The 25,720-nt window shown below is 60.1% G+C and carries 22 protein-coding genes; 11 read left to right on the top strand and 11 right to left on the bottom strand.

All coding sequences use genetic code 11. The annotated features are described in order from the left end of the window. The first annotated feature begins 1 nt into the window (after position 1). Together cydB and AYR47_RS31750 are read left to right on the top strand one after the other, a co-directional pair. A complete protein-coding gene (cydB, locus tag AYR47_RS02795; protein ID WP_015885994.1) occupies positions 2-1,009 on the top strand; it encodes a cytochrome d ubiquinol oxidase subunit II in 1,008 nt (335 codons plus the stop codon). 12 nt (positions 1,010-1,021) lie between these two features. Further along, the gene (locus AYR47_RS31750; RefSeq protein ID WP_010206690.1) at positions 1,022-1,189 is read left to right on the top strand and encodes a DUF2474 domain-containing protein; all 168 of its coding nucleotides are present in this window, start codon (positions 1,022-1,024) and stop codon (positions 1,187-1,189) included. A gap of 78 nt (positions 1,190-1,267) precedes the next feature. Here the strand turns inward: AYR47_RS31750 and AYR47_RS02790 are convergent, their stop codons facing one another. Next, entirely contained in the window at positions 1,268-2,392 is a 1,125-nt protein-coding gene (locus AYR47_RS02790; protein WP_061434245.1) for a methyltransferase, read from the bottom strand. Between the two features lie 159 nt (positions 2,393-2,551). Beyond that, positions 2,552-3,262 carry a helix-turn-helix transcriptional regulator gene (locus AYR47_RS02785; RefSeq protein WP_033897873.1) on the bottom strand — a complete coding sequence of 237 codons (711 nt, stop codon included), beginning with the start codon at positions 3,260-3,262 and terminating at the stop codon, positions 2,552-2,554. 382 nt (positions 3,263-3,644) lie between these two features. Here AYR47_RS02785 and AYR47_RS02780 point away from each other — a divergent pair, with 382 nt between their 5' ends. Continuing rightward, complete coding sequence (locus AYR47_RS02780) at positions 3,645-4,421, top strand: ferredoxin--NADP reductase (RefSeq protein WP_033901557.1); 777 nt, start codon at positions 3,645-3,647, stop codon at positions 4,419-4,421. A gap of 45 nt (positions 4,422-4,466) precedes the next feature. Here the strand turns inward: AYR47_RS02780 and mscL are convergent, their stop codons facing one another. Next, positions 4,467-4,886 (bottom strand): large-conductance mechanosensitive channel protein MscL, encoded by a 420-nt coding sequence (gene mscL, locus AYR47_RS02775; protein ID WP_010206685.1) that lies wholly within the window; start codon positions 4,884-4,886, stop codon positions 4,467-4,469. A gap of 287 nt (positions 4,887-5,173) precedes the next feature. Between mscL and katB the strand changes: the two genes are divergently transcribed. The 3 genes from katB to radA are packed head-to-tail and all read left to right on the top strand — an operon-like array spanning position 5,174 to position 8,716. Beyond that, positions 5,174-6,715, top strand: coding sequence for a catalase KatB (katB, locus tag AYR47_RS02770; protein ID WP_061434243.1), 1,542 nt, complete (start codon positions 5,174-5,176; stop codon positions 6,713-6,715). A gap of 58 nt (positions 6,716-6,773) precedes the next feature. Then, a complete protein-coding gene (locus AYR47_RS02765; protein ID WP_061434241.1) occupies positions 6,774-7,313 on the top strand; it encodes an ankyrin repeat domain-containing protein in 540 nt (179 codons plus the stop codon). 35 nt (positions 7,314-7,348) lie between these two features. After that, positions 7,349-8,716, top strand: coding sequence for a DNA repair protein RadA (gene radA / locus AYR47_RS02760; protein ID WP_016976768.1), 1,368 nt, complete (start codon positions 7,349-7,351; stop codon positions 8,714-8,716). On the opposite strand, the gene AYR47_RS02755 is transcribed toward radA, so the two are convergent. Continuing rightward, positions 8,705-9,070, bottom strand: a complete 366-nt coding sequence (locus AYR47_RS02755; RefSeq protein ID WP_033901560.1) for a PilZ domain-containing protein — start codon at positions 9,068-9,070, stop codon at positions 8,705-8,707. The two genes, radA and AYR47_RS02755, sit on opposite strands and share 12 nt — an antisense overlap. Positions 9,071-9,244: 174 nt before the next feature. Here AYR47_RS02755 and AYR47_RS02750 point away from each other — a divergent pair, with 174 nt between their 5' ends. The 3 genes from AYR47_RS02750 (at position 9,245) to yjiA (ending at position 12,562) form a co-directional block, all read left to right on the top strand. After that, the gene (locus AYR47_RS02750) at positions 9,245-11,311 is read left to right on the top strand and encodes a carbon starvation CstA family protein (protein WP_061434240.1); all 2,067 of its coding nucleotides are present in this window, start codon (positions 9,245-9,247) and stop codon (positions 11,309-11,311) included. 15 nt (positions 11,312-11,326) lie between these two features. After that, entirely contained in the window at positions 11,327-11,524 is a 198-nt protein-coding gene (locus tag AYR47_RS02745) for a YbdD/YjiX family protein (protein ID WP_033901562.1), read from the top strand. 78 nt (positions 11,525-11,602) lie between these two features. Beyond that, entirely contained in the window at positions 11,603-12,562 is a 960-nt protein-coding gene (yjiA, locus tag AYR47_RS02740; protein WP_033901563.1) for a GTPase, read from the top strand. A gap of 45 nt (positions 12,563-12,607) precedes the next feature. Here yjiA and glyA read toward each other — a convergent pair whose 3' ends face one another. The 3 genes from glyA to AYR47_RS02725 form a co-directional block, all read right to left on the bottom strand. Continuing rightward, complete coding sequence (glyA, locus tag AYR47_RS02735) at positions 12,608-13,861, bottom strand: serine hydroxymethyltransferase (protein ID WP_017737423.1); 1,254 nt, start codon at positions 13,859-13,861, stop codon at positions 12,608-12,610. A gap of 248 nt (positions 13,862-14,109) precedes the next feature. Then, the gene (locus tag AYR47_RS02730) at positions 14,110-17,961 is read right to left on the bottom strand and encodes a sensor domain-containing protein (RefSeq protein WP_061434237.1); all 3,852 of its coding nucleotides are present in this window, start codon (positions 17,959-17,961) and stop codon (positions 14,110-14,112) included. 116 nt (positions 17,962-18,077) lie between these two features. Beyond that, the gene (locus AYR47_RS02725; RefSeq protein ID WP_061434234.1) at positions 18,078-18,689 is read right to left on the bottom strand and encodes a LysE family translocator; all 612 of its coding nucleotides are present in this window, start codon (positions 18,687-18,689) and stop codon (positions 18,078-18,080) included. Between the two features lie 159 nt (positions 18,690-18,848). Between AYR47_RS02725 and ettA the strand changes: the two genes are divergently transcribed. Together ettA and gdhA are read left to right on the top strand one after the other, a co-directional pair. Then, a complete protein-coding gene (gene ettA / locus AYR47_RS02720) occupies positions 18,849-20,513 on the top strand; it encodes an energy-dependent translational throttle protein EttA (protein ID WP_033901566.1) in 1,665 nt (554 codons plus the stop codon). A gap of 246 nt (positions 20,514-20,759) precedes the next feature. Continuing rightward, a complete protein-coding gene (gene gdhA / locus AYR47_RS02715; RefSeq protein ID WP_061434232.1) occupies positions 20,760-22,097 on the top strand; it encodes an NADP-specific glutamate dehydrogenase in 1,338 nt (445 codons plus the stop codon). Here the strand turns inward: gdhA and AYR47_RS02710 are convergent. The 4 genes from AYR47_RS02710 to AYR47_RS02695 form a co-directional block, all read right to left on the bottom strand. Further along, a complete protein-coding gene (locus AYR47_RS02710) occupies positions 22,094-22,582 on the bottom strand; it encodes a GreA/GreB family elongation factor (protein WP_038847624.1) in 489 nt (162 codons plus the stop codon). The genes gdhA and AYR47_RS02710 overlap by 4 nt on opposite strands. 70 nt (positions 22,583-22,652) lie before the next feature. Next, on the bottom strand, positions 22,653-23,009 hold the full coding sequence (locus AYR47_RS02705) for a hypothetical protein (RefSeq protein ID WP_033901569.1): 357 nt from the start codon (positions 23,007-23,009) through the stop codon (positions 22,653-22,655). A gap of 238 nt (positions 23,010-23,247) precedes the next feature. Then, positions 23,248-25,101 carry an Lnb N-terminal periplasmic domain-containing protein gene (locus AYR47_RS02700; RefSeq protein WP_061434230.1) on the bottom strand — a complete coding sequence of 618 codons (1,854 nt, stop codon included), beginning with the start codon at positions 25,099-25,101 and terminating at the stop codon, positions 23,248-23,250. Between the two features lie 93 nt (positions 25,102-25,194). Beyond that, on the bottom strand, positions 25,195-25,683 hold the full coding sequence (locus AYR47_RS02695; protein ID WP_016973832.1) for a DUF3015 domain-containing protein: 489 nt from the start codon (positions 25,681-25,683) through the stop codon (positions 25,195-25,197). Between the last annotated feature and the right edge of the window lie 37 nt (positions 25,684-25,720).

Genomic DNA, 25,720 nt, shown 5'->3' with positions numbered 1-25,720 from the left:
GATGGGCATTGATCTTCCGCTGATCTGGGCCGTGATCATCATCTTCGGCATCATGATGTACGTGGTCATGGACGGCTTCGACCTGGGTATCGGCATCCTGTTTCCGTTTATCCCCGGCAAGACCGACCGCGACGTGATGATGAACACCGTGGCCCCGGTCTGGGACGGCAACGAAACCTGGCTGGTACTGGGCGGCGCGGCGTTGTTTGGCGCATTCCCGCTGGCCTATTCGGTGGTGTTGTCGGCGCTGTACCTGCCGCTGATCCTGATGCTGATCGGGCTGATCTTCCGTGGCGTGGCGTTCGAGTTCCGCTTCAAGGCCAAGGACCATAAGCGTCACCTATGGGACAAGGCGTTTATCGGCGGCTCGCTGGCAGCGACGTTCTTCCAGGGCGTGGCACTGGGGGCGTTTATCGACGGCATCCCCGTGGTGAATCGCCAGTTTGCCGGTGGTTCACTGGACTGGGCCACGCCGTTCACGATGTTCTGCGGCGTGGCGCTGATCGTGGCCTATGCCTTGCTGGGCTGCACCTGGCTGATCATGAAGACCGAAGGCCCGTTGCAGGAAAAGATGCACAACCTGGCGCGGCCATTGGCCTTTGTGGTGCTGGCGGTGATCGGCATCGTGAGCATCTGGACGCCGTTGACCCACCCGGAAATCGCCTCGCGGTGGTTCACCCTGCCGAACCTGTTCTGGTTCCTGCCGGTGCCGATCCTGGTATTGGTGACCATGTACGGGCTGATCCGCGCGGTGGCACGGAATGCGCACTACACGCCGTTCCTGCTGACGCTGGTGCTGATTTTCCTGGGCTACAGTGGTTTGGGCATCAGCCTGTGGCCGAACATCATCCCGCCGTCCGTGTCGATCTGGGACGCCGCCGCGCCGCCGCAAAGCCAGGGCTTCATGCTGGTCGGCACCCTGTTCATCATCCCGTTCATCCTGGGCTACACCTTCTGGAGCTACTACGTGTTCCGCGGCAAGGTTACCCACGAAGACGGTTATCACTAGGAGGGTCGTTTCATGTCCGGCAAACCTTCGTTGCACGAGATCGAACAGGCCGAGAAACAGCCGTTGTGGCGGCGCCTGGGGTGGCTGGCGATGATCTGGACCGGCAGTGTGCTGGCCCTGTTCGTCGTGGCCAGCCTGATGCGCATGTTCATGAATGCGGCAGGCCTGACCACGCACTGACATCCCGATCCGGGCCTTGCGGCCCGGTTTTTCAACCCTGCTTTTCGCGAGAGAAGCAGGGTTTTTTATTTGCGGGCTTTATTTACGGGCTTTGAGGATCACGAATTTTGGCGTGGTGGCGACTTGCTCGACACCCCGGAACAACCGCGCCAGCTTGGTGTGATACCCCAGGTGGCGATTGCCGACGATATAGAGGGCACCGCCGACCACCAGCGCTTCACGTGCCTGCTGGAACATGCGCCAGGCGAGGAAGTCACCGACCACCTGTTGCTGGTGGAAGGGCGGGTTGCACAGCACCACGTCCAGCGAACCGGGCTCCTGGCCAGCCAGGCCATCGGCGGCACGTACGATGACGTCGCGATCACCGAGGGTAGCTTGCCAGTTTTCGGCCGCCGATTGCACGGCCATATAGGATTCGTCCACCAGGGTGTAATGTGCTTCGGGGTTTTGCAGGGCACTGGCAATCGCCAAGACACCATTGCCACAGCCCAGGTCCGCGATACGGGCGTTGCCCAGGTTTTTCGGCAGGTGGGGCAGGAACGCACGGGTGCCGATGTCCAGGCTTTCGCGGCAGAACACGTTGGCGTGGTTCAGCAGTTCGATCGCCGGCGTGTCCAGCGTGTAGCGGGTGGGGTAGGGCGAAATGGCTGCGGGGCGGTCTTCAACAGTGGCGATCAGCAGCCGCGCTTTTTTCACGGCGAGTGACGCCTGCATCGGTCCGATATAGCGCTCCAGCAACTCGCCTGCCGCCCGTGGCAGATGCTTGATCATCGCCCCGGCGATGACTTGGGCTCCTGGCGCGAGTTGGCCTTGCAAGCGGATCAGTTGTTCTTCCAGCAGCGCCAGGGTTTTCGGTACGCGGATCAGCACACAGTCGAAAGGCCCTGCCGGAACCTGGCTGGCGGGGATGAATGCCACTGCATCAAACGCCTTGCCGTTACGTACCAGGTTCTTCTCCAGGCCCTGGGCAGCCAGGAACGAGTCACCGCTGGACGTGACCTGCACCAGCCCTTCAAGGCTCGCGGCCAGGGCGCCGAAGCTGTCATTGAGCACCAGCACGCGGGTTGCATTCGTCGGTTTCTGTTCTGCCAGATGATTGAGCAGGTATTCGTCGGCGGCATCGAAGGCTTGCAGCGGATCGTTATGTTGCTCTGGCTGGCGGATCAGATCTAGCTGGGCGAAGGGGCTTTCGAGCAGGGGCATGGCGGGGGAGGCTCTGGGTCAACGATGGGTGGTCGGCAGTCATGGGCCGAACCGTCTGAGTGTACTGCGCGCGGCACCTGGGGGGCTGCTCAACACTCAGAATGGGTCGCAAATGTTACGTTTTTTTCAAAGGGAATACATGCAGTGTTTCTTGGGCGGTTAAATAATCCCTTCTTGCGCGGCACGAAGCACGGCGGCGATCTTGTTGTTGACGCCCATCTTCTTGAGGCAACTGCACACATGAAAACCTACTGTCCGTTCGGACAGGCACAGGATGGCCGCGATGTCCGCCGCTGTCTTGCCCATGCCCGACCACATGAGCACTTCTATTTCCCGTGGGGTCAATTTGCTGGTGGGGTTGACGCTTTGGCCCTCGGCATACTTTTGCGCCAGTACCGCGTGCATCGCATGACAGAGCCACAGCAGCATGCCCGCCTTTTCGTACAGTTCCTCCGGACTCACTTCGCCCTTGTCGCGGCTGAGGGTCAACATGCTGAACACGCCCCGGAAATCATGCACGGTGAGGGTTACCGCCCTGTGCACCCCCAAGGTTTGGGCTAAAGACCAAAGGCTTGGTATCTCTTTGAATAATTTCTCCTCCCAGATAATCGGCAATAAACTTGCTTTGCAGTGTTTAACAATGGGATCAACTTCCAGGAATTTTGCTTCGTCGTAGATTTTTTTCCACTCGTTTGAATGGCTGGTGAATTCAATTGGCTTTATTTGGTTTTTGGTTAGCTGGGAACTCATCTTGAAAGAACAATGTTTGAAACCCAGTTCATACGTTTTGTTGATCACCATTTCAAACACACTGGTGACCTCGTTTTCACCTTCCAGCTTGGGAAGGCGCGTGGTTTGCCATTTGAGCATAGGTCACTCTCCATGGGGGTCTCCTTGACTTGGGGTACGTCCTGAACCCCCAAAACTGCACGAAAATCAGTGTAGGACAACGGCTACGCTGCGAGAGGAAAATTTTGCTCTTGCGAACTGATCTTTAATAGTTTTTTGCAAAAGTGCTCGTTAGCTCTTTAACGGGTTAGTTGGAAAAGTAGCGGTTTATTAGTGAGTTGTAGACCTTGTAACGATCGACTAACAGCGTCTTCACACATTCAGGTGGAGGCTAATAGCGAATGAGTTGGCGTTGCGACTATATAGCCACTACTGCGAATATTGGGCGATGCCACTACCAATCGCAGGTGTTTCCGCACGCGACTTTGAGGGACACTAGGGCACCTGTAGAACGGAGCCCCCCATGACGGCCAGTGCTGAGAAATTTACCCGCCAGACCTTGCTCGACGTGCAATCGCTGACCCCCAGCCTGTTTACCCTGCGCACCACCCGCGATCCGGGCTTTCGTTTCACGGCGGGGCAGTTTGTGCGTTTGGGGGTGACCAAGGCGGATGGCTGTACCGTATGGCGTGCCTATTCGCTGGTGTCCTCACCGTTTGATGAGCATCTGGACTTCTTCTCGATCGTCGTCCCCGGCGGCGAATTCACCAGCGAGTTGAGCCGCCTGCGGGTAGGCGATACCTTGATGGTGGAACGCCAGGCCACGGGGTTCCTTACCTTGAATCGCTTCGTCGATGGCCGCGATTTGTGGATGCTGGGGACTGGCACCGGGGTGGCGCCGTTTTTGTCGATCCTGCAGGACTTCGAGGTCTGGGAGAAATTCGAACGCATCATCCTCGTGTACAGCGCACGGGAAGCCAAGGAGCTCGCGTATCAAACGCTGATCAAGGAGCTGGGTGAACGTGAATACTTGGCCGAGTACGCACACAAACTCACCTACGTTCCCATCGTCACCCGTGAGCAACATCCCGGCGCGTTGAATGGGCGCATCACCACGCTGATCGAAAATGGCGAGCTTGAGCGCGCAGCCGGCGTCGAGTTGACCCCGGAACATTCCCGCGTGCTGATCTGCGGCAACCCGCAGATGGTCGATGACACGCGCCAGTTGCTCAAGCAGCGTGACATGAACCTGAGCTTGAGCCGTCGCCCCGGCCAAGTCGCGGTGGAAAACTACTGGTAATAAAAAAGGCGCCTCTAGCAGGCGCCTTTTTTCTCAAGCCGGTCTTTACAGGCGCGGCTTGTCGTTCTGTGCCTTGAGCAGATCACGGATCTCACCCAGCAACACTTCTTCCTTGGTCGGCGTTGGCGGCAGGCTTGGCGCCACGGCCTCTTCACGCTTCAGGCGGTTGATCGCCTTCACACCCATGAAGATTGCAAACGCGACGATCACAAAGTCGATGACGCTCTGGATGAACTTGCCGTAAGCCAGCACCACCGCAGGCACATCGCCCTGTGCCGCCTTGAGCGTTATCGCCAGGTCACCGAAGTCCACGCCACCGATCAACAGACCGATTGGCGGCATCACCACGTCGCCTACAAACGAGGAAACAATTTTGCCGAAGGCGGCGCCGATGATGATACCGACGGCCATGTCGACCACATTACCTTTGACCGCGAAGGCCTTGAACTCACTGATCACGCCCATAGGTTATTCCTTGTTACAGATGAGAAGGGTGGGACTCAGTGTAAGTCAGTCGTAGCGGGCTTGCCCGACACAACCGTTAACACTGTTAGTTTTTATCGACACATTAAAACGCAAATAGTTTGCAAAGTGCCATCAATCGCGCGCGAAATACGCCTGATATCAGTGACTTAACAGATTATTTTATTAATCGGGTTGTTGTGGCTTTTCTATTTATCTTCTGACTCTTGGGTCACTAGCCTCTGGCAAGCACAACTGAATGTGCATTAAAAAAACCAGAGGAAACCTCGATGAAGAATCCAATGAGCCGCGGGCCTGTTTCAGCGCGATACGCGCTGGTACTGACGACCGCCAGCCTGCTTTCCCTGTCCGTACACGCTGCCAACCTGACCCGCGATAACGGTGCTGCGGTGGGTGACAACCAGAACTCGCAGACCGCCGGCGCCAATGGCCCTGTGTTGCTGCAAGACGTGCAGTTGATCCAGAAGCTGCAGCGCTTCGACCGCGAGCGCATCCCCGAGCGCGTGGTACACGCCCGTGGCACCGGCGCCCACGGTACGTTCACCGTCACCGACAACCTCAGCGACCTGACCAAGGCCAAGGTGTTCGCGGCCGGCGAAGCCACCCCCGTGTTCGTGCGCTTCTCCGCCGTGGTCCACGGCAATCACTCCCCGGAAACCTTGCGCGACCCACGTGGTTTCGCCACCAAGTTCTACACCGCTGACGGCAACTGGGACCTGGTGGGTAACAACTTCCCGACGTTCTTTATCCGCGACGCCATCAAGTTCCCGGACATGGTCCACGCCTTCAAACCAGACCCGCGCACCAACCTGGATGACGATTCCCGTCGCTTCGACTTCTTCTCCCATGTGCCTGAGTCCACCCGCACGCTGACCGAGCTGTACTCCGACTCCGGCACCCCGGCCAGCTATCGGGAAATGGACGGCAACGGCGTGCACGCCTACAAGCTGATCAACGCCAAGGGCGAAGTGCACTACGTCAAGTTCCACTGGAAGAGCCTGCAAGGCATCAAGAACCTCGACCCCAAGCAGGTCACCGAAGTGCAGGGCCGTGATTACAGCCACATGACCAACGACCTGGTCACCCACATCAACAAGGGCGATTTCCCCAAGTGGGACCTGTACGTGCAGGTGCTCAAGCCTGAGGACCTGGCCAAGTTCGACTTCGATCCATTGGATGCGACCAAGATCTGGCCGAATGTGCCTGAGCGCAAAGTCGGGCAAATGGTGCTGAACCGCAACCCCGCCAACGTGTTCCAGGAAACCGAGCAAGTCGCCATGGCACCGGCCAACCTGGTGCCGGGCATCGAGCCGTCTGAGGATCGCCTGCTGCAAGGCCGCGTGTTCTCCTATGCCGATACCCAGATGTACCGCCTGGGCGCCAACGCCCTGCAATTGCCAATCAACGCCCCACGGGTGACCGTCAACAACGGTAACCAGGACGGCGCGATGAACTTCGGCAAGACCACCACCGGCGTGAACTATCAGCCAAGCCGTCTGCTGCCACGGGATGAGCCGCAAGCCGCGCGCTACAGCCAGTCGGCCCTGTCGGGCAGCACCCAGCAGGCGAAGATCCAGCGCGAGCAGAACTTCAAGCAGGCCGGAGATCTGTACCGCTCCTTCACGAAGAAAGAGCGCCAGGACTTGATCGAGAACTTTGGTGGCTCGCTGGCGACCACCGATGACGAGAGCAAACACATCATCCTGTCGTTCCTGTACAAGGCCGACCCGGAATATGGCACTGGCGTGGCCAAGGTTGCCAAGGGTGACCTGGCGCGCGTGAAGGCGCTGGCGGACAAACTGACTGACTGATCCGTTGGTTCTGGTCGGCGCCCTTGATGAGGCGTCGACCTTTGGCAGGAGAACACCCATGCGAGTTTCTATCGGATTGCTGATGGCCATGCTGGCCTTTGTCGCCCATGCCGAGTCTCCCGACCCGGTCGCGCTCAAGGCCCAGTTGCAGGACTACTATTTCGATGCCGCCCGCCGAGGCGACCTCGACATGCTCGACACCTTTATCGACTCCGGCTACAGCCTCAACACCCAGGACGACAAGGGCTACACCGCGTTGATCCTCGCCGCCTATCACGGCCAGGGCCCGTTCGTTGAGCGCTTGCTCAGCGCGGGCGCCGACGCCTGTGTGCAGGACAAACGTGGCAACACGGCGCTGATGGGCGCGATCTTCAAGGGTGAGTTGAAAATTGCCCAGCGCCTGCTGGCGACCGACTGCAACCCCGATCAACGCAACGGCGCCGGGCAGACGGCGGCCATGTACGCCGGGCTGTTCAAGCGCGTCGAGTTGCTGGATGAGTTGAAGGCCAAGGGCGCTGACCTCAACGCTGAAGACCCGATCGGCAACAGCGCTTCACGATTGGCCAGCGGTGAAATCCGGACCCCGGCGTCGCGCTGAGCTATCATCGCGGTTTTTCGGTTGGAGGTTCTCAAATGGCAAAGGCCAAGCGCATGTACGGCTGCACGGAGTGCGGCGCGACCTTTCCCAAGTGGGCCGGCCAGTGCACCGAGTGCGGTGCGTGGAACACCCTGACTGAAACCATGATCGAAAGCGGCGGCGCTGCGGCCCCCACCGGCCGTGCCGGCTGGACCGGGCAACAGGCGCAGATCAAGACGTTGGCCGAAGTCAGCGTCGAAGAAATCCCGCGTTTCTCCACGGCCTCCGGTGAATTGGACCGTGTGCTGGGCGGCGGTCTGGTGGACGGCTCGGTAGTGCTGATTGGCGGCGATCCGGGCATCGGCAAATCGACGATCCTGCTGCAAACCCTGTGCAGTATCGCCAGCCGCATGCCGGCGCTGTATGTCACCGGCGAGGAATCCCAGCAACAAGTGGCCATGCGCGCCCGTCGCCTGGGGCTGCCCCAGGATCAACTGCGGGTGATGACCGAGACCTGCATCGAAAGCATCATCGCCACGGCGCGTATCGAAAAGCCCAAGGTCATGGTGATCGACTCGATCCAGACGATTTTCACCGAGCAATTGCAGTCGGCGCCGGGCGGCGTGTCCCAGGTGCGTGAAAGTGCGGCGCTGCTGGTGCGTTATGCCAAGCAGAGCGGCACGGCGATCTTCCTGGTGGGCCACGTGACCAAAGAGGGCGCACTGGCCGGGCCACGGGTGTTGGAGCACATGGTCGACACCGTGCTGTATTTTGAAGGTGAGTCCGATGGCCGTCTGCGTTTGCTGCGGGCGGTGAAGAACCGTTTCGGCGCAGTCAACGAACTGGGCGTGTTCGCCATGACGGACCGGGGGCTTAAAGAAGTCTCCAACCCTTCAGCGATTTTTCTCACTCGCGCCCAGGAAGAAGTCCCCGGCAGCGTGGTGATGGCAACGTGGGAAGGCACTCGCCCGATGCTGGTGGAAGTGCAGGCGTTGGTGGATGACAGCCATCTGGCCAACCCGCGCCGCGTGACGTTGGGCCTGGATCAGAACCGCCTGGCGATGTTGCTCGCCGTATTGCACCGTCACGGCGGCATCCCGACCCATGACCAGGACGTGTTCCTCAACGTGGTCGGCGGGGTCAAGGTGCTGGAGACCGCATCCGACCTGGCGTTGATGGCGGCAGTCATGTCCAGCCTGCGTAACCGGCCGCTGCCCCATGACTTGCTGGTGTTCGGTGAGGTGGGCCTGTCGGGCGAGGTGCGTCCGGTACCCAGCGGCCAGGAACGCTTGAAGGAAGCTGCCAAGCACGGCTTCAAACGCGCGATCGTGCCCAAAGGCAATGCGCCGAAGGAGTCGCCGCCGGGGATAAAGATCATTGGCGTGACGCGGTTGGAACAAGCATTGGATGCACTATTCGAGTAGGGCGCCCAGCTCGCGCTCCAACTCTTGCTGATCACCCAGGTTCAACTCGATCAGCCGCCGCAAATGGCTGATCGAGTCTAGGTCGATGTGCTGGCACACAAACCCAAGCTGCCCGTGATCGTCATGGGCCAGCTTCACCTGCATCTTTATATGCGCCCGTGGGTCCAGCCGGATGTCCACGTCAAATAGCCGCTTGCCATTACCCCGCCAGTCGTCAGGGCGCTCCACCAGCAAGCCCCGCAGCGATAGATCCAGCAGTTGCACCGGCCAATTCCAGCTGTCCTGGGCAATGGTCGTCTTGGCATCAAAGGCGATGCGACGGAAACGGCGGCGTTCAGACGGTTGCTCGGTCATGGTGAAACCCTCTGGAGATAGAAGGATTGTAGCCCCGAGCCATCATCGGGCATTTATTTCTGCTTTTTTTGCCTGCGCAAGGCTCTAGACCAACGTAGGGGGGTGGCCTTTGAGGCCAACAGCGCTAAACTCGGGATGGCTGTCCTTTCTGTCCACCCTGGCTGGAATATAAAAATGAAAAATAATAATAGCCTGCTACGCCACCTACCCTGGCTGGTGCTGGCAATCGTAGGAGCGTGCGCCCTGGGCGTAGTGGCTTTGCGCCGCGGCGAGGCGATCAACGCCTTGTGGATTGTGGTCGCTGCTGTGGCCATCTACCTGGTTGCGTACCGTTACTACAGTCTGTTCATCGCTAACAACGTGATGCAACTCGATCCACGGCGGGCCACCCCCGCAGTGCTCAACAATGACGGTCTGGACTATGTGCCGACCAACAAACACATCCTGTTCGGTCACCACTTTGCGGCGATTGCCGGTGCGGGTCCACTGGTCGGCCCGGTGCTGGCGGCGCAAATGGGCTACCTGCCCGGCACGCTCTGGCTGATTGCCGGCGTGGTGCTGGCCGGTGCGGTGCAGGACTTCATGGTCCTGTTCCTGTCCACTCGTCGTAACGGCCGTTCCCTGGGGGACATGGTTCGCGAAGAGATGGGCCGCATTCCGGGGACCATCGCGCTGTTCGGCTGCTTCCTGATCATGATCATCATCCTCGCGGTGCTGGCGCTGATCGTGGTCAAGGCCCTGGCCGAGAGCCCATGGGGCATCTTCACGGTGATGGCGACCATCCCGATCGCGATGTTCATGGGCATTTACATGCGCTACATCCGCCCGGGCCGCATCGGCGAAATCTCGATCATCGGCGTGCTGTTGCTGCTCGGTTCGATCTGGCTGGGCGGGCAGATTGCCGCTGATCCTGTCTGGGCCAAGGCCTTCACCTTCACCGGCATTCAAATTACCTGGATGCTGATCGGCTACGGTTTCGTCGCCGCAGTACTGCCGGTATGGCTTATCCTGGCACCGCGTGACTACCTCTCCACTTTCCTCAAAATCGGCACCATCATCGCCCTGGCGATCGGCATCCTGGTCACCATGCCAGAGCTGAAAATGCCGGCCCTCACCCAGTTCATCGACGGCACCGGCCCGGTGTGGAAGGGCGGCCTGTTCCCGTTCCTGTTCATCACCATCGCCTGTGGCGCGGTCTCGGGTTTCCACGCGCTGATCTCCTCGGGCACCACGCCCAAGTTGCTGGATAACGAAACCAACGCCCGCTACATCGGTTACGGCGGCATGTTGATGGAGTCGTTCGTGGCCATCATGGCCATGGTTGCCGCTTCGGTGATCGAGCCTGGTGTGTACTTCGCCATGAACAGCCCGGCTGCCGTGGTCGGCAGTGATGTGGTAACTGTGGCGCAAACTGTCAGCAGCTGGGGCTTTGCGATTACGCCTGAGGCGCTGTCAGCCGTCGCCCATGACATCGGTGAAACCACCATCCTGGCGCGTGCCGGCGGTGCACCGACCCTGGCGGTGGGTATCGCGCAGATTCTGCACAGTGTGCTGCCGGGTGAAAACACCATGGCGTTCTGGTACCACTTTGCGATCCTGTTCGAAGCGCTGTTCATCCTGACCGCGGTGGATGCGGGCACCCGTGCCGGTCGCTTCATGCTGCAAGACCTGCTGGGTTCCTTCGTGCCGGCGCTGAAACGCACCGAGTCCTGGACCGCCAACCTGATCGCGACCGCGGGTTGCGTGGCGATGTGGGGTTACCTGCTGTACCAAGGCGTGATCGACCCACTGGGCGGCATCAACACCTTGTGGCCGCTGTTCGGTATCTCCAACCAGATGCTGGCAGGTATCGCGTTGATGCTGGCCACCGTTGTGCTGATCAAAATGAAACGCCAGCGCTACATCTGGGTGACCATGCTGCCGGCTGTCTGGCTGCTGATCTGCACCACCACTGCGGGGTTCATCAAGCTGTTCGACGCCAACCCGGCGATCGGCTTCCTGTCGCTGGCGAAGAAATACAGCGATGCATTGGCCAACGGCCAGATCCTCGCCCCGGCGAAGAACATCGACCAGATGCAGCACGTGATCTGGAACGCCTACACCAACGCAACGCTGACGGCGCTGTTCCTGTTCGTGGTGTTCAGCATCCTGTTCTATGCGCTCAAGGTCGGCGTCGCCGCCTGGGGCAACAAAGAACGTACGGATAAAGAAGCCCCGTTCCAGGCTGTTCCGGACGCGTGATCGAGGATTGCAACCATGTTCAATGACATCAATCGCCTCGGTAAATACCTCGGTCAGGCCGCGCGCCTGATGGTCGGCATGCCCGACTACGATACGTACGTCGAGCATATGCAAACCAAACACCCGGACAAGCCGATGATGGACTACAAGGCGTTCTTCCGGGAACGCCAGGAAGCCCGTTACGGCGGCAAGGGTGGGCCCAAGTGCTGTTGACCTGCTAGGCAGGCCCCTGTGGGAGCCCATACCAATGGGCTCCCATTTTTATTTCTGTTTATTGAAGGAGAACTGCTTTTGTCCTCTCCCATTCCGGTCACCGTCCTCAGCGGCTTCCTCGGCGCTGGCAAGACCACCTTGTTGCGCCACCTGCTCAAGGCCGAGCACGGCCTGAAGATCGCCGTGATCGAAAACGAATTCAGCGACGCCGGTATCGACACCCAGCTATTGGGCGCCGAGCCGGTGCAAGTCATGACCCTGTCCAACGGCTGCGTGTGCTGCACCATCCACACCGACCTGACCAAAGCCCTGTACCTGCTGCTGGAGCGCCTGGACAGCGGAGAAATCGCCTTCGACCGCCTGGTGATCGAGTGCACCGGCCTGGCCGACCCGGCCCCAGTGGCCCAAACCTTTTTCATCGACGAGGAACTGCGCGAGCGCTATATCCTCGACGGCATCATCACCCTGGTGGACGCCGCCCACGCCGAGCACCACCTGACCCAGACCATCGCCCAGGCCCAGATCGGCTTTGCCGACCGCCTGCTGGTGAGCAAACGCGACCTGGTGGATGACGCTACCTTTGACGCGCTCAGCGAGCGCCTCACCCGCATCAACCGCCGCGCGCCGATTCGGGTGGTGGACCATGGCAACATCGACCTGGCTGAACTGCTCGATGTGCGTGGCTTCAACCTCAACGCTGGCATGAGCCTGCGCCCGGTGCGTGCTGCGCCGTCCATCGACCGTATCTCCAGCCTGGTGTTGCGCACCGACCAGCCGCTGGATATCGACCGTCTGAGTGAGTTCATGAACGAACTGCTCGAAGACCACGGCAAGCAACTGCTGCGCTACAAGGGCGTGCTGAACATTGCCGGTGAAGACCGGCGCATGGTGTTCCAGGGCGTGCTCAAGCTCTACGGCTTTGATTGGGACACGGAGTGGGAAGAGGGCGAGGCGCGGGAGAGTGTGATTGTGTTTATTGCCGATGAACTGCCGGAAGACAAGATTCGCGAAGGTTTCCAGCGCGTCTATCAGGCATAAAAAAGCCCGGCTCTAGAGCCGGGCTTCTTATTCAAGCAACTGCAATCAAGCGCCGTACACCGGCAGCTTCTTGCAGATGGCCTTGACCTTCTCACGCACCGCGTCGATCACGGCTTCGTTGTTCAGGTCAGCCAGGATGTCGCAGATCCAGCCAGCCAGTTCCTTGCACTCTGCTTCCTTGAAGCCACGCGTGGTCACAGCCGGAGTACCGAAGCGCAGGCCGGAGGTGACGAACGGCGAACGTGGGTCGTTCGGCACGGAGTTCTTGTTCACGGTGATGAAGGCTTTGCCCAGGGCTGCGTCAGCATCTTTACCGGAAATGTCCTGCTTGATCAGCGACAGCAGGAACAGGTGGTTTTCAGTACCGCCGGAGACTACGTCGAAGCCACGCTCGATGAACACGCTGGCCATGGTCTGGGCGTTCTTGACCACTTGTTGCTGGTAGGTCTTGAACTCAGGCTGCAGGGCTTCCTTGAAGCAGATCGCTTTGGCGGCGATCACGTGCTCCAGCGGGCCGCCTTGGGCGCCTGGGAAGACAGCGGAGTTCAGCTTCTTCTCGATGTCGGCGTTGGCGCGAGCCAGGATCAGGCCGCCACGTGGACCGCGCAGGGTCTTGTGGGTCGTGGTGGTCACGACGTCAGCGTAAGGCACCGGGTTCGGGTAGACGCCAGCGGCGACCAGACCGGCCACGTGGGCCATGTCGACGAACAGGTACGCGCCGACTTTGTCAGCGATTGCGCGGAAACGTGGGAAGTCCAGGATCTGCGAGTAGGCAGAGAAACCGGCCACGATCATTTTTGGCTTGTGCTCGACCGCCAGGCGCTCGACTTCGTCGTAGTCGATCAGGCCGTTGGCATCGATACCGTATTGAACGGCGTTGTACAGCTTGCCGGAGGAGGAAACGCTGGCGCCGTGGGTCAGGTGACCGCCGTGGGCCAGGCTCATGCCCAGGATAGTATCGCCGCCTTGCAGCAGGGCCAGGTACACGGCGCTGTTGGCTTGGGAACCGGCGTGCGGCTGGACGTTGGCGTAGTCGGCGCCGAACAGTTCTTTGGCGCGGTCGATAGCCAGCTGTTCAACCACGTCGACGTACTCGCAACCACCGTAGTAGCGCTTGCCTGGGTAACCTTCGGCGTACTTGTTGGTCAAGACCGAACCTTGAGCCTCCATCACCGCTGGGCTGGTGTAGTTTTCCGAAGCGATCAGCTCAATGTGCTCTTCCTGGCGCACGGCTTCTTGCTCCATGGCGGCGAAGAGATCGGCGTCGTACTTGGCAATAGTCAAATCACGGCTGAACATGGCGGTCCTCAAGGATCGGGGGCAGAAAAGGAGGGCATTCTAACCCAATGGGTTTTAGATGGCATATGAAAGGACATCATGTCGCGGATAAGCGGGGCTCATCTGGGGATAAGCGGTGCTTGTTGTAGCTGTTGTGGCGAGGGAGCTTGCTCCCGCTGGACTGCGCAGCAGTCCCAAAAAAGAGGGGCCGCTTCGCGCCCCAGCGGGAGCAAGCTCCCTCGCCACAGGGAAGTCAGCCCACTAGAGGATCAATCGAACATGAACAGCGCATCATTGCTGAACTGCGCCTCGAACCGATTCGCCGGCATCGGCCGCCCAAACAGGTAGCCCTGCACTTCATCGCAGCCATGCTCACGCAGGAAGTCCAGCTGCTCATGGGTTTCCACACCCTCGGCGATCACCGCCAGGTTCAGGCTGTGGGCCATGGCGATAATGGCGCGGGCGATCTGTGCGTCTTGCTCGCCTGATGGCAGGCCATCTACGAAAGTGCGGTCGATCTTCAACACGTCGATGGGGAATTGCTTGAGGTAGTTGAGCGACGAATAGCCCGTGCCAAAGTCGTCAACCGCAATGCTCAAGCCCAGGTTTTTCAGGCTGTCGAGGATCTGCATCGCCTCGTTGACTTCACGCATCAGGATACTTTCGGTCAGCTCCAGCTCCAGGCACGCCGGCGGCAGGCCCGTGTCCTTGAGGATGGTGGCGATGCGGGTGCCCAACTGGCCGTCGGAGAACTGCCGCGCCGAGATGTTCACCGAGACTTTCGGCACGCGCACCTTGTTCTGGTGCCAGGTCTTGAGCTGTCGGCAGGCTTCGCTGATCACCCAGTCGCCCACGTCCACCACCAGGCCCAACTCTTCCAGCACCGGTATGAAGTCCCCCGGCGGCACCAGGCCACGACGCGGGTGGCGCCAGCGCAGCAGGGCTTCGGCACCGGTCAGGCGTTTACCGTCGCCGCTGAACTGCGGTTGGTAATAGAGCACGAATTCGTTCTGGTCCAGGGCGTGGCGCAAATCGCTTTCCAGCTCCAGGCGCTCCAGGGCGCTGGCGTTCATGTCGGCCTGGTAGAACTGGAAGTTGTTCTTGCCGCGTTCCTTGGCGTGATACATCGCGGTGTCGGCGTTTTTCATCAACTGGCTCAGCTCGTTGCCGTCCTGGGGGCTCAGGGCGATACCGATACTGGCGGTGACAAAAAACTCGCGGCCCTCCAGTACAAAGGGCTTCACCAGGCTGGCGAGGATCTGCTCGGCCACATGAATGGCACGGTTCAGCGCCATTTCGCGGCTGATCCGCGGTTGCAGGAGCAGGGTGAACTCGTCGCCGCCCATGCGCGCCACGGTGTCGTCTTCGGCCACGCAACCCAGCAGGCGAGTGGCCATTTCCTTGAGCATGCGGTCGCCAGCGGCGTGGCCCAGGGAGTCGTTGATCGGTTTGAAGCGGTCGAGGTCGAGGAACATCAGCACCACCCACGATTTCTGCCGTTCGGCCGACTGCAACGCGGTGTGCAGGCGATCCTGGAACAGCGTGCGGTTGGGCAGGTGGGTCAGGGCGTCGTAGTAGGCCAGGCGGTGGATGCGCTGCTCGCTGGCCTTGCGCTCGCTGATGTCACTGAAGAAACACACATAGCTGGCCAGGTCGCCTTCATCGTCGAACACGGCGGTAATGCCCACCCACGCCGGGTAATGCTCGCCGTTGCGGCGCTTGAGCCACACTTCGCCTTCCCAGGTGCTGTGCTGGTGCAGTTGCTTGAGCACGTAGCGCAGATGGGCTTCCTGCTGTTCGTCGACGGTGAGCATGTTCGGCAACTGGTCGAGTACATCGCTCACCGCATAGCCGCTGACCCGGCTGAACGCCTCGTTGGCCTGCACGATATAGCCCGCGGGGTCAGTAATCAGGATCGCCGAGGTCGAGTGTTCGAATACCGTGGCCGCCATGCGCAGGTCTTTCTCGGCGCGGCGTTGCTGGCTGATGTCGCGGCCTACGCCGAGGATGCCCTCGAAGGCGCCGTGTTCATCCCACACCAGCACCAGTCGCAGCTCGATCGGCACTTTGCGACCATCTGCGCGCAAGCAGTCGAACAGGAACAGTTGGGTCTGGATCTCATCACGCAGCCGGTTCAGCGCCTCAGGATCGCCCAGCGAGCGGCTGACCTGTTCCACCAAGCTGTAAATGCCGGTCAGTTGCTGCGGGTTGGCGATGATCGACTGCCAGCCGTTCTTGAACACCCAGTCCACGTCATAACCGAGCACGGCGTTGACCGAAGGGCTGATGTAGTTGAGCGCCAACTGGCTGTCGGTGGAGCAGATCACGTCGCTGATGCTTTCGGCCAGCATGCGGTAGCGCTGTTCGCTGTCACGCAGGGATTCGCTGGCCTCGATCTGGTCGGTGATGTCCTTGGCCACCCCGATGATGCGGGTGATCTGCGCCGTCTTGTCGCGGGCCAGGGCCTGCTCGCGGATATCAAAGCGCCGCCATTGGTTATTGCGGTGACGGAAACGCAGCTGGCATTGCAATTGGGTGGTGTAGCCGATCTGGCGCTGCTGCTGGCGCAGGTCGTGGTAATGCTCGGCGTCTTCGGGGTGCAGCAGGATTTCCCAGAAGTACTCGCCCATTTGCTGCAGTTCGGCCTTGTTGTAGCCGAGGGTGTGGCCCAGGTGATGGTTGCTGAAAATCATGCGCTGGCTGATCACATCCTGCACATACAGGTGGTCGGGCACGGTGCGTACCACGTCGGACCAGAAGCTCTCGCGCTCCACCAGTGACAGCTCGATCAACTTGCGGCTGGTGATATCGCTGATGCTGAGGATCACTGCCTTGAAATCGTCCTGCTGCTCCGGCAGACGCATCACCAGCCACAGGTACTGCTCGTTGCTGGCCACGTCCTTGAGCTGGATTTCCAGTTCCAACTGGTTCTGCTGGGTCAGTACCGCCTCAAGAATCTGGTAGCCGATGGACGTGGCATTGCGCGGGCAATCATCGATCAGGCGCTCCCAGGCCTCTTCACAGGAACCCACGTTCAGCAGGCGCACCGCCACCTGGTTGACCTCGGTGATGCGCAGTTCCTTGAGCAGTTGCTGGCGCTCGTTAGGGTTGTCCTGCAGCCAGGCGTGCAGTTGCTCGCGGGTCTCCAGCCGGGTCTTGTCGACGAAGGCATTCAGGCCCGACAGGTCGAGCACGCACAAGGCCACGCCGGTGCCTTCGAAAATGTCCTGGTAGCGCCGCCGGCCTTCATGCACCTGGCGCTGGCGGCGGCGCATGTTCAGCAACACAATCACCGGGATCAATGAAAACGCCAGGCCCAGCAGGCATTTGCCGATGAAGGCCGGCAGCAGTTGTTCCAGCACCGCCGTGCGGTCGAACAGCCCGCGCAGTTGCCAGTCGCTTTTGCTTAGAGGGGTGACCAGTACGCTTTTATTCAGCTCGTCCGGGGTCAACGCAGACGCCCACTGCGCCGGCATGCCGCTGTCTCGGCTGACAACCCGGTGGTTGACGCGATTCTCGATGACCCACAGCGGGCGCTGGCCCTGGCCGTCTTGGCGGGTGAGATTGCTCAGGTAGTTGGGGGCCAGGCGCAGCGCCCAATACATCCGCGAGCCGCCGCTGGGCTGGTGCAGCAACAGATAAATGATCGTGCCGTCGTTGCTGTTGCTCAGGTAATAGGATTGGGCGTGGCTGTGTTGCACCAGTTCTGCCAGCCAGGCGGCGTCCTGGCTGTCGGTGGCGCTGTCACTGACCATCGCGCCGCTGGGGGCGAGCAGGGCGATGCTGCGCAGCTCCGGCAGCGAGCGTTGCAAGGTGCGCATCAGGGCCTGTTGCTGTTCGCTGTCACGCGGTGGCTCGACCATCGGCAGCAAGTTCAGGGCGATTTTTGCGCTGAGGGCCATGTTCAGGCTGATCTGTTCAGCCAGATCGGCGCTGTAGTCGATGGTGTATTGCTGCTGGTTCTTCTGGTTTTGCTGGAGCTGGTCGAGCAACTGCCAGAACAATAACGCGAGCAGCATGAGGACGAGCGTCGCCAATGCGCCTTTGAGGGTGCCGTGCAGGGGCGCTCCCGGCGCTATATGAGCGGCGCGCAGGGGAGTTGGCGGCGTGACTTTGGACAAGCTGTGATCCTGCGGTTTGGCTGGACTGGCGCGCGACGTGCACTATAAGCCGGACGCCCGGAGGGCGGCTAGCATGCCTTGACTTGTGGCAAAGTGCCAGCCCCGCCTGGCGGGCACTAAAGAGCGCCGCTGGTATGGATCAGGCTGTCCGCCAGCCGCGTCAGGATCGCCAGCGTGAACAGGCTGATAACCACAGAAGCCGTGCGGTTGATGGTGTGCGGCGTCAACCACGCATATCCGCCGCGTTTGATGCGGGCCCCCAGCAGCACCCAGGTACAGCCCACCGGTATCACCACGGCGGTGAACTGCGCGACGAAATGCACGTACAGGTTTAAGTCTGCGAACGTCTGCATCGGGACGATAAACGACACGATCAGTAATCCTTTGGGGTTGATCAGCGTGAGCAAAAAGAAATTCAGCGTGGAGACCCGTGCCTCCGGCTCGGTGTGGAGTGTTTCGTCGGGATGGCACCACAGCAGGTAGCAAGTCCTGATCAAATAGCAGACCGAGGCGAACTGCATGAGCTTCAGGCCCCAGGGCGCGTTGTTGCCGATATGGCCGAGCAGGTAGCCCCAAAAGGAGATCTGCGTCAGGTAGGCCAGGCATTCCAGCAGGCTCAGCGGCCAGGCGCGCCGGAATCCTACGAGTAACCCCGAGCGCAGCAGCAGCGTGTTGGTGGGCCCCGGCATTAATAGCAGTAGCCCGAGTGCGGATAGGACGCCAAGCATGAAGGGTGTCTCCTGGAACCCCTGAGGGTTTTGGCCGGCTAATCTAACAGATAGGCTTCGATACGCTCGGTCACTTAGGTTAACCTTGAGGATTCGCAACACTATGTACAGCGCCATGACGCTACGTAGGCCTGTTCTTACTTTTATGAGGTCCACATTTTGGCTCAATACGTCTTCACCATGCATCGGCTGGGCAAAGTTGTCCCTCCGAAGCGGGAAATCCTGAAAAACATTTCGCTGTCCTTCTTCCCAGGCGCCAAGATCGGCGTGCTCGGCCTCAACGGTTCGGGTAAATCCACCTTGTTGAAAATCATGGCCGGCGTCGACACCGAATTCGAAGGCGAAGCCCGCCCGATGCCTGACCTGAACATCGGCTACCTGCCGCAAGAGCCGATCCTGGACCCGACCAAGACCGTGCGTGAAGTGGTGGAAGAAGCCGTCAGCGTGATCAAGAACGCCCAGGCGCGCCTGGACGAGGTCTACGCGGCGTACGCTGAAGAAGATGCCGACTTCGACAAACTGGCCGCCGAACAGGCCAAGCTCGAAGCCATCCTGCAAGCCAGCGATGGTCACAACCTGGAGCGCCAGCTGGAAGTCGCCGCCGATGCACTGCGCCTGCCGGCGTGGGACGCCAAGGTCGAACACCTGTCCGGTGGTGAAAAACGTCGTGTGGCCCTGTGCCGCCTGCTGCTGTCGGCCCCCGACATGCTGCTGCTCGACGAACCTACCAACCACTTGGACGCCGATTCCGTCGCCTGGCTGGAACACTTCCTACACGATTTCCCAGGCACCGTGGTCGCGATCACGCACGACCGGTACTTCCTGGACAACGTGGCCGGCTGGATCCTCGAGCTCGACCGTGGCGCCGGTATCCCTTACGAGGGCAACTACTCCGGTTGGCTGGAAGCCAAGTCCGACCGTCTGGCCGCCGAATCCAAGCAGCAATCGGCCCATGAAAAAGCCATGAAGGAAGAACTGGAGTGGGTGCGCAAAGGCGCCAAGGCCCGCCAGTCCAAATCCAAGGCACGTCTGCAACGCTTTGAAGAAATGCAATCCCAGGAATTCCAGAAGCGTTCGGAAACCAACGAGATCTACATCCCGGCCGGCCCGCGCCTGGGTGACAAGGTCATCGAGTTCAAGAACGTTTCCAAAGGCTATGGCGACCGCGTGCTGATCGACAACCTGTCGTTCTCCATGCCAAAAGGCGCGATCGTCGGCGTTATCGGTGGTAACGGTGCGGGTAAATCCACGCTGTTCCGCATGCTGATGGGCAAGGAAACCCCGGATTCGGGCACCATCGAAGTCGGCGAAACCGTGCAACTTGCTTGCGTTGATCAGAGCCGTGAAGACCTGGACGGCAGCAAAACCGTGTTCCAGCAGATTTCCGACGGTTCCGACCAGATCCGCATCGGCAACTATGAAATCCCGTCGCGTACCTACGTCGGTCGTTTCAACTTCAAGGGCGGCGACCAGCAGAAGTTCGTCAAGGACCTGTCCGGTGGTGAGCGCGGTCGCTTGCACCTGGCCCTGACCTTGAAAGAGGGCGGCAACGTCCTGCTGCTCGACGAACCGTCCAACGACCTCGACGTTGAAACCCTGCGTTCCCTGGAAGAAGCCCTGCTGGACTTCCCGGGCGCCGCCATTGTGATCTCTCACGATCGGTGGTTCCTTGACCGCGTCGCGACCCACATCCTGGCTTACGAAGACGATTCGCAAGCGGTGTTCTTCGAAGGTAACTACACCGAGTACGAAGCGGACCGTAAAAAGCGCTTGGGCGACGCTGCTGCCCAGCCGCACCGTGTGCGTCACAAAAAACTGGCCTGATTCGGGTCGATGGTTTGAAAGAGCGGAGCCTTCGGGCTCCGCTTTTTTTGCCTGGAATTTGATGGTGCGCGCGGTTCGGGTTTGCTCCCTGAAAGGGTGCATAAACACCCCTTAAACTGGATACAGTTATATAAAACGCACCATTTAAATTCACAAAGGCGACATTTTGCCCTGTCGCAGTGCGGAATGAATTGATAAAGTCCGGCTCAATCTCCGTTAACAACTAAAAATTTGCCGAGACTTTTCATGATCGAATCCGTCGAATCCTTCCTTGCCCGCCTCAAGAAACGCGACCCCGACCAGCCGGAATTCCACCAGGCTGTGGAAGAAGTCCTACGCAGCCTGTGGCCGTTTCTTGAAGCCAACCCCCACTACCTGACCTCGGGCATCCTGGAGCGCATCTGCGAGCCGGAACGCGCGATTACCTTCCGGGTGTCGTGGGTGGATGATCATGGCAAGGTCCAGGTCAATCGCGGTTTCCGCATCCAGATGAACAGCGCCATCGGCCCTTACAAAGGCGGCCTGCGCTTCCATCCATCGGTGAACCTGGGCGTGTTGAAGTTCCTCGCCTTCGAGCAGACCTTCAAGAACTCCCTGACCTCGCTGCCCATGGGCGGCGGCAAAGGCGGCTCGGACTTCGACCCCAAGGGCAAGAGCGACGCTGAAGTCATGCGCTTCTGCCAGGCCTTTATGAGCGAGCTGTATCGCCACATCGGCGCGGACGTGGACGTGCCGGCCGGCGATATCGGCGTCGGCGCCCGTGAAATCGGCTTTATGTTTGGCCAGTACAAGCGCCTGAGCAACCAGTTCACCTCCGTGCTGACCGGCAAGGGCATGACCTACGGCGGCAGCCTGATCCGCCCTGAAGCCACCGGTTTCGGCTGCGTGTACTTCGCCGAGGAAATGCTCAAGCGCAACGGCCAGAAGGTTGAAGGCAAGCGCGTGGCGGTGTCGGGTTCGGGCAACGTGGCGCAATACGCGGCGCGCAAGGTCATGGACCTGGGCGGCAAGGTGATTTCCCTGTCCGACTCCGAAGGCACCCTTTACGCCGAAAGCGGTTTAACCGAAGAGCAATGGTCGGCCCTGCTGGAACTGAAAAACGTCCAGCGCGGCCGCATCAGCGAACTGGCCGAGCGTTTCGGCCTGGAGTTCCGCAAAGGCCAGACTCCATGGGAACTGGCTTGCGACATCGCGTTGCCCTGCGCCACCCAGAACGAACTGGATGCCGACGCCGCCCGCACCTTGCTGCGCAACGGCTGTGTCTGCGTGGCCGAAGGCGCCAACATGCCGACCACGCTTGCGGCTGTGGATATCTTTATCGAGGCGGGCATTCTGTTCGCACCGGGCAAGGCGTCCAATGCCGGCGGCGTGGCCGTGAGTGGCCTGGAAATGTCGCAGAACGCCATGCGCCTGCTGTGGACCGCCGGTGAGGTAGACAGCAAGCTGCATAACATCATGCAGTCGATCCACCATGCCTGCGTGCACTACGGCGAAGAAAACGGCCGGATCAACTACGTGAAAGGCGCGAACATCGCCGGCTTCGTCAAAGTCGCCGACGCGATGCTGGCCCAAGGCATCGTCTAAGCCTCGGGTTCGATCCGCAGCACTTCGATCAACTGATCGCCGACAGGGCGTTGCCACAGCACCTCGTCGCCGACCTGGGCACCCAGCAAGGCGCGGCCCAGGGGCGAACCCCAGTTGATCAAGCCTGCGCCCGCATCAGCCTGGTCTTCACCGACTAACTGGATGCGTTGTTGTTCGTCCTGCTCATTGGCGAAGGTCACCCAACTGCCGATCTGCACCTTGTTGGTGGAGGTGGCCGGCGCGACCACCTGGGCGCTTTGCACCCGCTGGTTGAAGTAGCGCAGATCCCGCTCAAGGTCCGCCTGACGCTGTTTATCGCCCTTGGCAGATTCGAGACTGTATTCGTGCTGCAACTGCGCAACCTTGGCCTGCAATTGCGCCAAACCTTGCGCAGTCAGGCGATTGGGCTGCTCGCTCACCTGACGTTCCACTGGCTGATCAGCCTGGGCGGCAGCGTTGTCCTCGTTTACAAAAGCTCGGCTCATGACGTTCTCCCTCTCTGGAGTTTGGGCCATGGTCGCCGCGCTTTAGTTTCGCTGGATGTCTGGAAACGACCTATTGCGAACGATAGGCCCTGGCGGCGTCGCGGTTTTTCTCCTGTTGCCAGGCGCGCTCGCGGTCATCCCAGTGGTTGTCCTTGTAGTCACGCAACTCTTCGTTCTCGCGCATGGCCTTGCACTGACGGAAACCGTCCTCCCAGCCTTCGGCGTATTCACGGTCCTTCAGATAACGCGGCACATTCTTGCGAAACTCCCCGCTGATCACCCCAGCAGCCTGGCGACCGCTGCTGCAACCGTCATCAAAACCATCGGCAAACGCCGGTGGATAACCTTTGGCCAGCAAATCTTCATGGGTCGATTGGCAACCGGCCAACCACGCTACTGCACACAGCATTACCGCATACCGCCACATGGCGTACTCCCTGGCCGTTTCACGGCTGATGGGGAGAAGTCTAGATAGAGAATTGTCGGGGAGGTGTGAAAGGGAGGTGAGAAAGGTGTTGGGCTGCGGTGAGTGTCTGAATAGACGCGCGCCAAGTGTGGGAGGGGGCTTGCCCCCGATGGCAGTGTGTCAGTTAGTACATCTGATTCTGACACTCCGCTATCGGGGGCAAGCCCCCTCCCACATTTTGATCTCGGCCAGGCTTTAGTCAGTAGTGATACCACTTCACCTCAAGCATCACTTCATTCACAGGCGTCGACAAGTGGCTGTACTCACGCTGTGCGCTCAGGCGCAGTCCCAGGTTGCGCGATAATTCCCACTGCTGATTCAGGCTGATGCTACGGCGCACTTCGCCATTGGTGAAGAAATCACCCTTGGCTTCCAGGCTCAGGTTACCCAGCGGGTTTTTCCACAGTACGCCGGTGTTGAACCCGGCCGCGGGGGAGATTGCTTCGTTGAAGTCATTGTTGTGCTCCACGCGCACGGTGCCGAGGGCGAAGCCGAGCATGTCGTCGCTCAGTTGCCAAGTGCCGCCGGCGCCGCCGTTGACGTGGGCGACCAGGGTTTCGTCGTCGTGTTTGCCCGGTACGCGTTCCAGGCCGCCGGTGACTTGCCATGACCATGGTTGCAACAAGGCGTTGCGTGGGGTCAGGGAGCGGATGGTGGCCAGGTCCAGTTGCTGCAGTTGCCAGTGGTTGCCTTCGTACTGGCGCAGTTTCATCTGCAGGATTTCGATCTGTGCGCCCAGGGGGAAACCTTCGGCGTTGTCGTTGAGGTCGTGGTAGGCCATGCGCAGGCCGTATTCACCGAAGGCCTTGTCGCCACGGGTGCCGATACCGGCTTGCCAAGTGCGTGATTCATGGCCGTTTTCCGGCAGGCCGGGCGGGGTGATCTTGAGGTCGGGCGCCGGGTTCTGGTTGATCGCGCGCAGCAGTTCGAAGCTGCGCTGGGAGCGGGCGGTGTCGCGCTCCAGGCCGTTGGCGCGGTAGCGGCCAAGGCGGTAGGCGGCGTCGATGATCAGTGCCTGGCGATCTTTAGCGATGGCCTTGAAGGCGGGGTCCTGCAATTGCTTCTGGTCGTCGCTGACCTTCAATACCCATTGCTGCTCGTCGCTGTCGAGCGGCTTGGCGCGCTCCAGCAACTCGCGTTCACGGGAAGGACGGTAGTCGATCTTCTCTACCAGACCTGCGTCTTTCACGGCCTTTACGGTGTCGGTCGGGATGGCGGTGAGCGGAAATTGTTCGGTCAAACGCAGGCCGGGACGCGCCACTTGCAGCAGTTCCAGCAGGCGATAGGAGCAGTTTTCGTCAAAGAAGAAGTAGTCGAACTGGATCTGCTTGAGCTCCCACACGTGCTCGACCATGCGTTCGGTCTCGACTTGCGTGAGGTTCAGGCGGTATTCCCACAGGTCGCGGTTCTCAAGGCTGCGGTACTCCGACAGCTTTTCCTGATAAGGCACTAGGGCGAACAGGCCGGGATAACCGCCCATCAGGCCTTTCCAGGCGTAAAGAATGCTGTTGTCGGAGCCTTCGATGTAGGCGCCGAAGTTGATCGCGTAGCTGAGCAGGGCAGTGTTGTTACTTTGCACGTCGGCCTGGTCGATGCGTAGCAGCGTGTGGCCGAACATCGACGACGGGCTGTTGAGGTAGGCCGCCGGGAAGATCATCACCGCGCTATGGGGGGCGACGTCCTTGAACCATTGCTTGAATTCTGTGCAGTCCACGGCAGGCAGGTCAGTGAGGTGCAACTGATCCTTGAGCCAGCGGGTCCGTGCGGGATAAACGCATTGGGCGTGTTTTTCACCCAGGCTGGCCGGTGCGTAGAGCGCATCAACGGTGGCCTTGAGTTCGGCGTCCGGGTGGTGGGCGCCATCGGCTGCGAGGAAGAATTTTTTGTCGCTGACATAACTGCGCCAGCCACTGATCTTGCCGGCTTCGTAATGGCCAAGCGAAAGCCAGAACGGATCATTGGCCAATTGCTGCAAACGTTGATCATCAAGGTGCGGGGCCGCGTACAGCGGGGCGCAGGCGAAGAGTGCCATCCAGGCAAAGCGTTTGAGCATAGGGGCAACTTAAGTCGGATATAAAAGAGACCCAAAGGGGAGGCGGGTCCAAAAAATAGTGCCCGCGCCTGGGTAGGCGCGGGCGGGTCGAGCTTAAGCCTGGGTTGCGTATTTCGCCAGACGGGCATCGCTTTTCAGTACGGCAAGGGTGTTGTTGTGCACGTCGTCAGCGGTCACGTCAGCCTTGCTGAAGATCTGCTGGAAGTGCTCGTGGGTCACGGCCGCGAAGTGCTCGCGATCTTCCGGTGCCACACCCAGTACCACGGCGTAGGTGGTCAGCGCTTCGCCGTTACCCTTGGCCATGTCTTCGGACAGCTCGTTCATCATGCCATTCATGGCAATCCAGGACTTGCCGCCGTAGGTCAGGGCGCTGTTGGTGCTGCAACCGTTGGTGCCCGAGGTCATGCCGAAGGTGGCGTTACCCGAAGTACCGTTGGTGGTGGAAGCCAGGAAGTGAGCTGGCGTGCCGCGCTGGCCTTCGAACAACATGTTGCCCCAACCGCAGTTCGGGCCACCTGGTGCTTCTGCCATTGCATTGAGGGAGACGACGGTGAAGAGAGTACCGAGAAGGATCCGTTTCATAGCTTTGTTCTCTTTGTGTGCAAACCAATGGACAAGG

The sequence above is a fragment of the Pseudomonas azotoformans genome (assembly GCF_001579805.1).
In the GTDB taxonomy this organism is placed as follows: Bacteria; Pseudomonadota; Gammaproteobacteria; order Pseudomonadales; family Pseudomonadaceae; genus Aquipseudomonas; species Aquipseudomonas azotoformans_A.
Note: the sequence above shows the minus strand (reverse complement) of the source record. Positions and strands in the feature narration are given on the sequence as shown.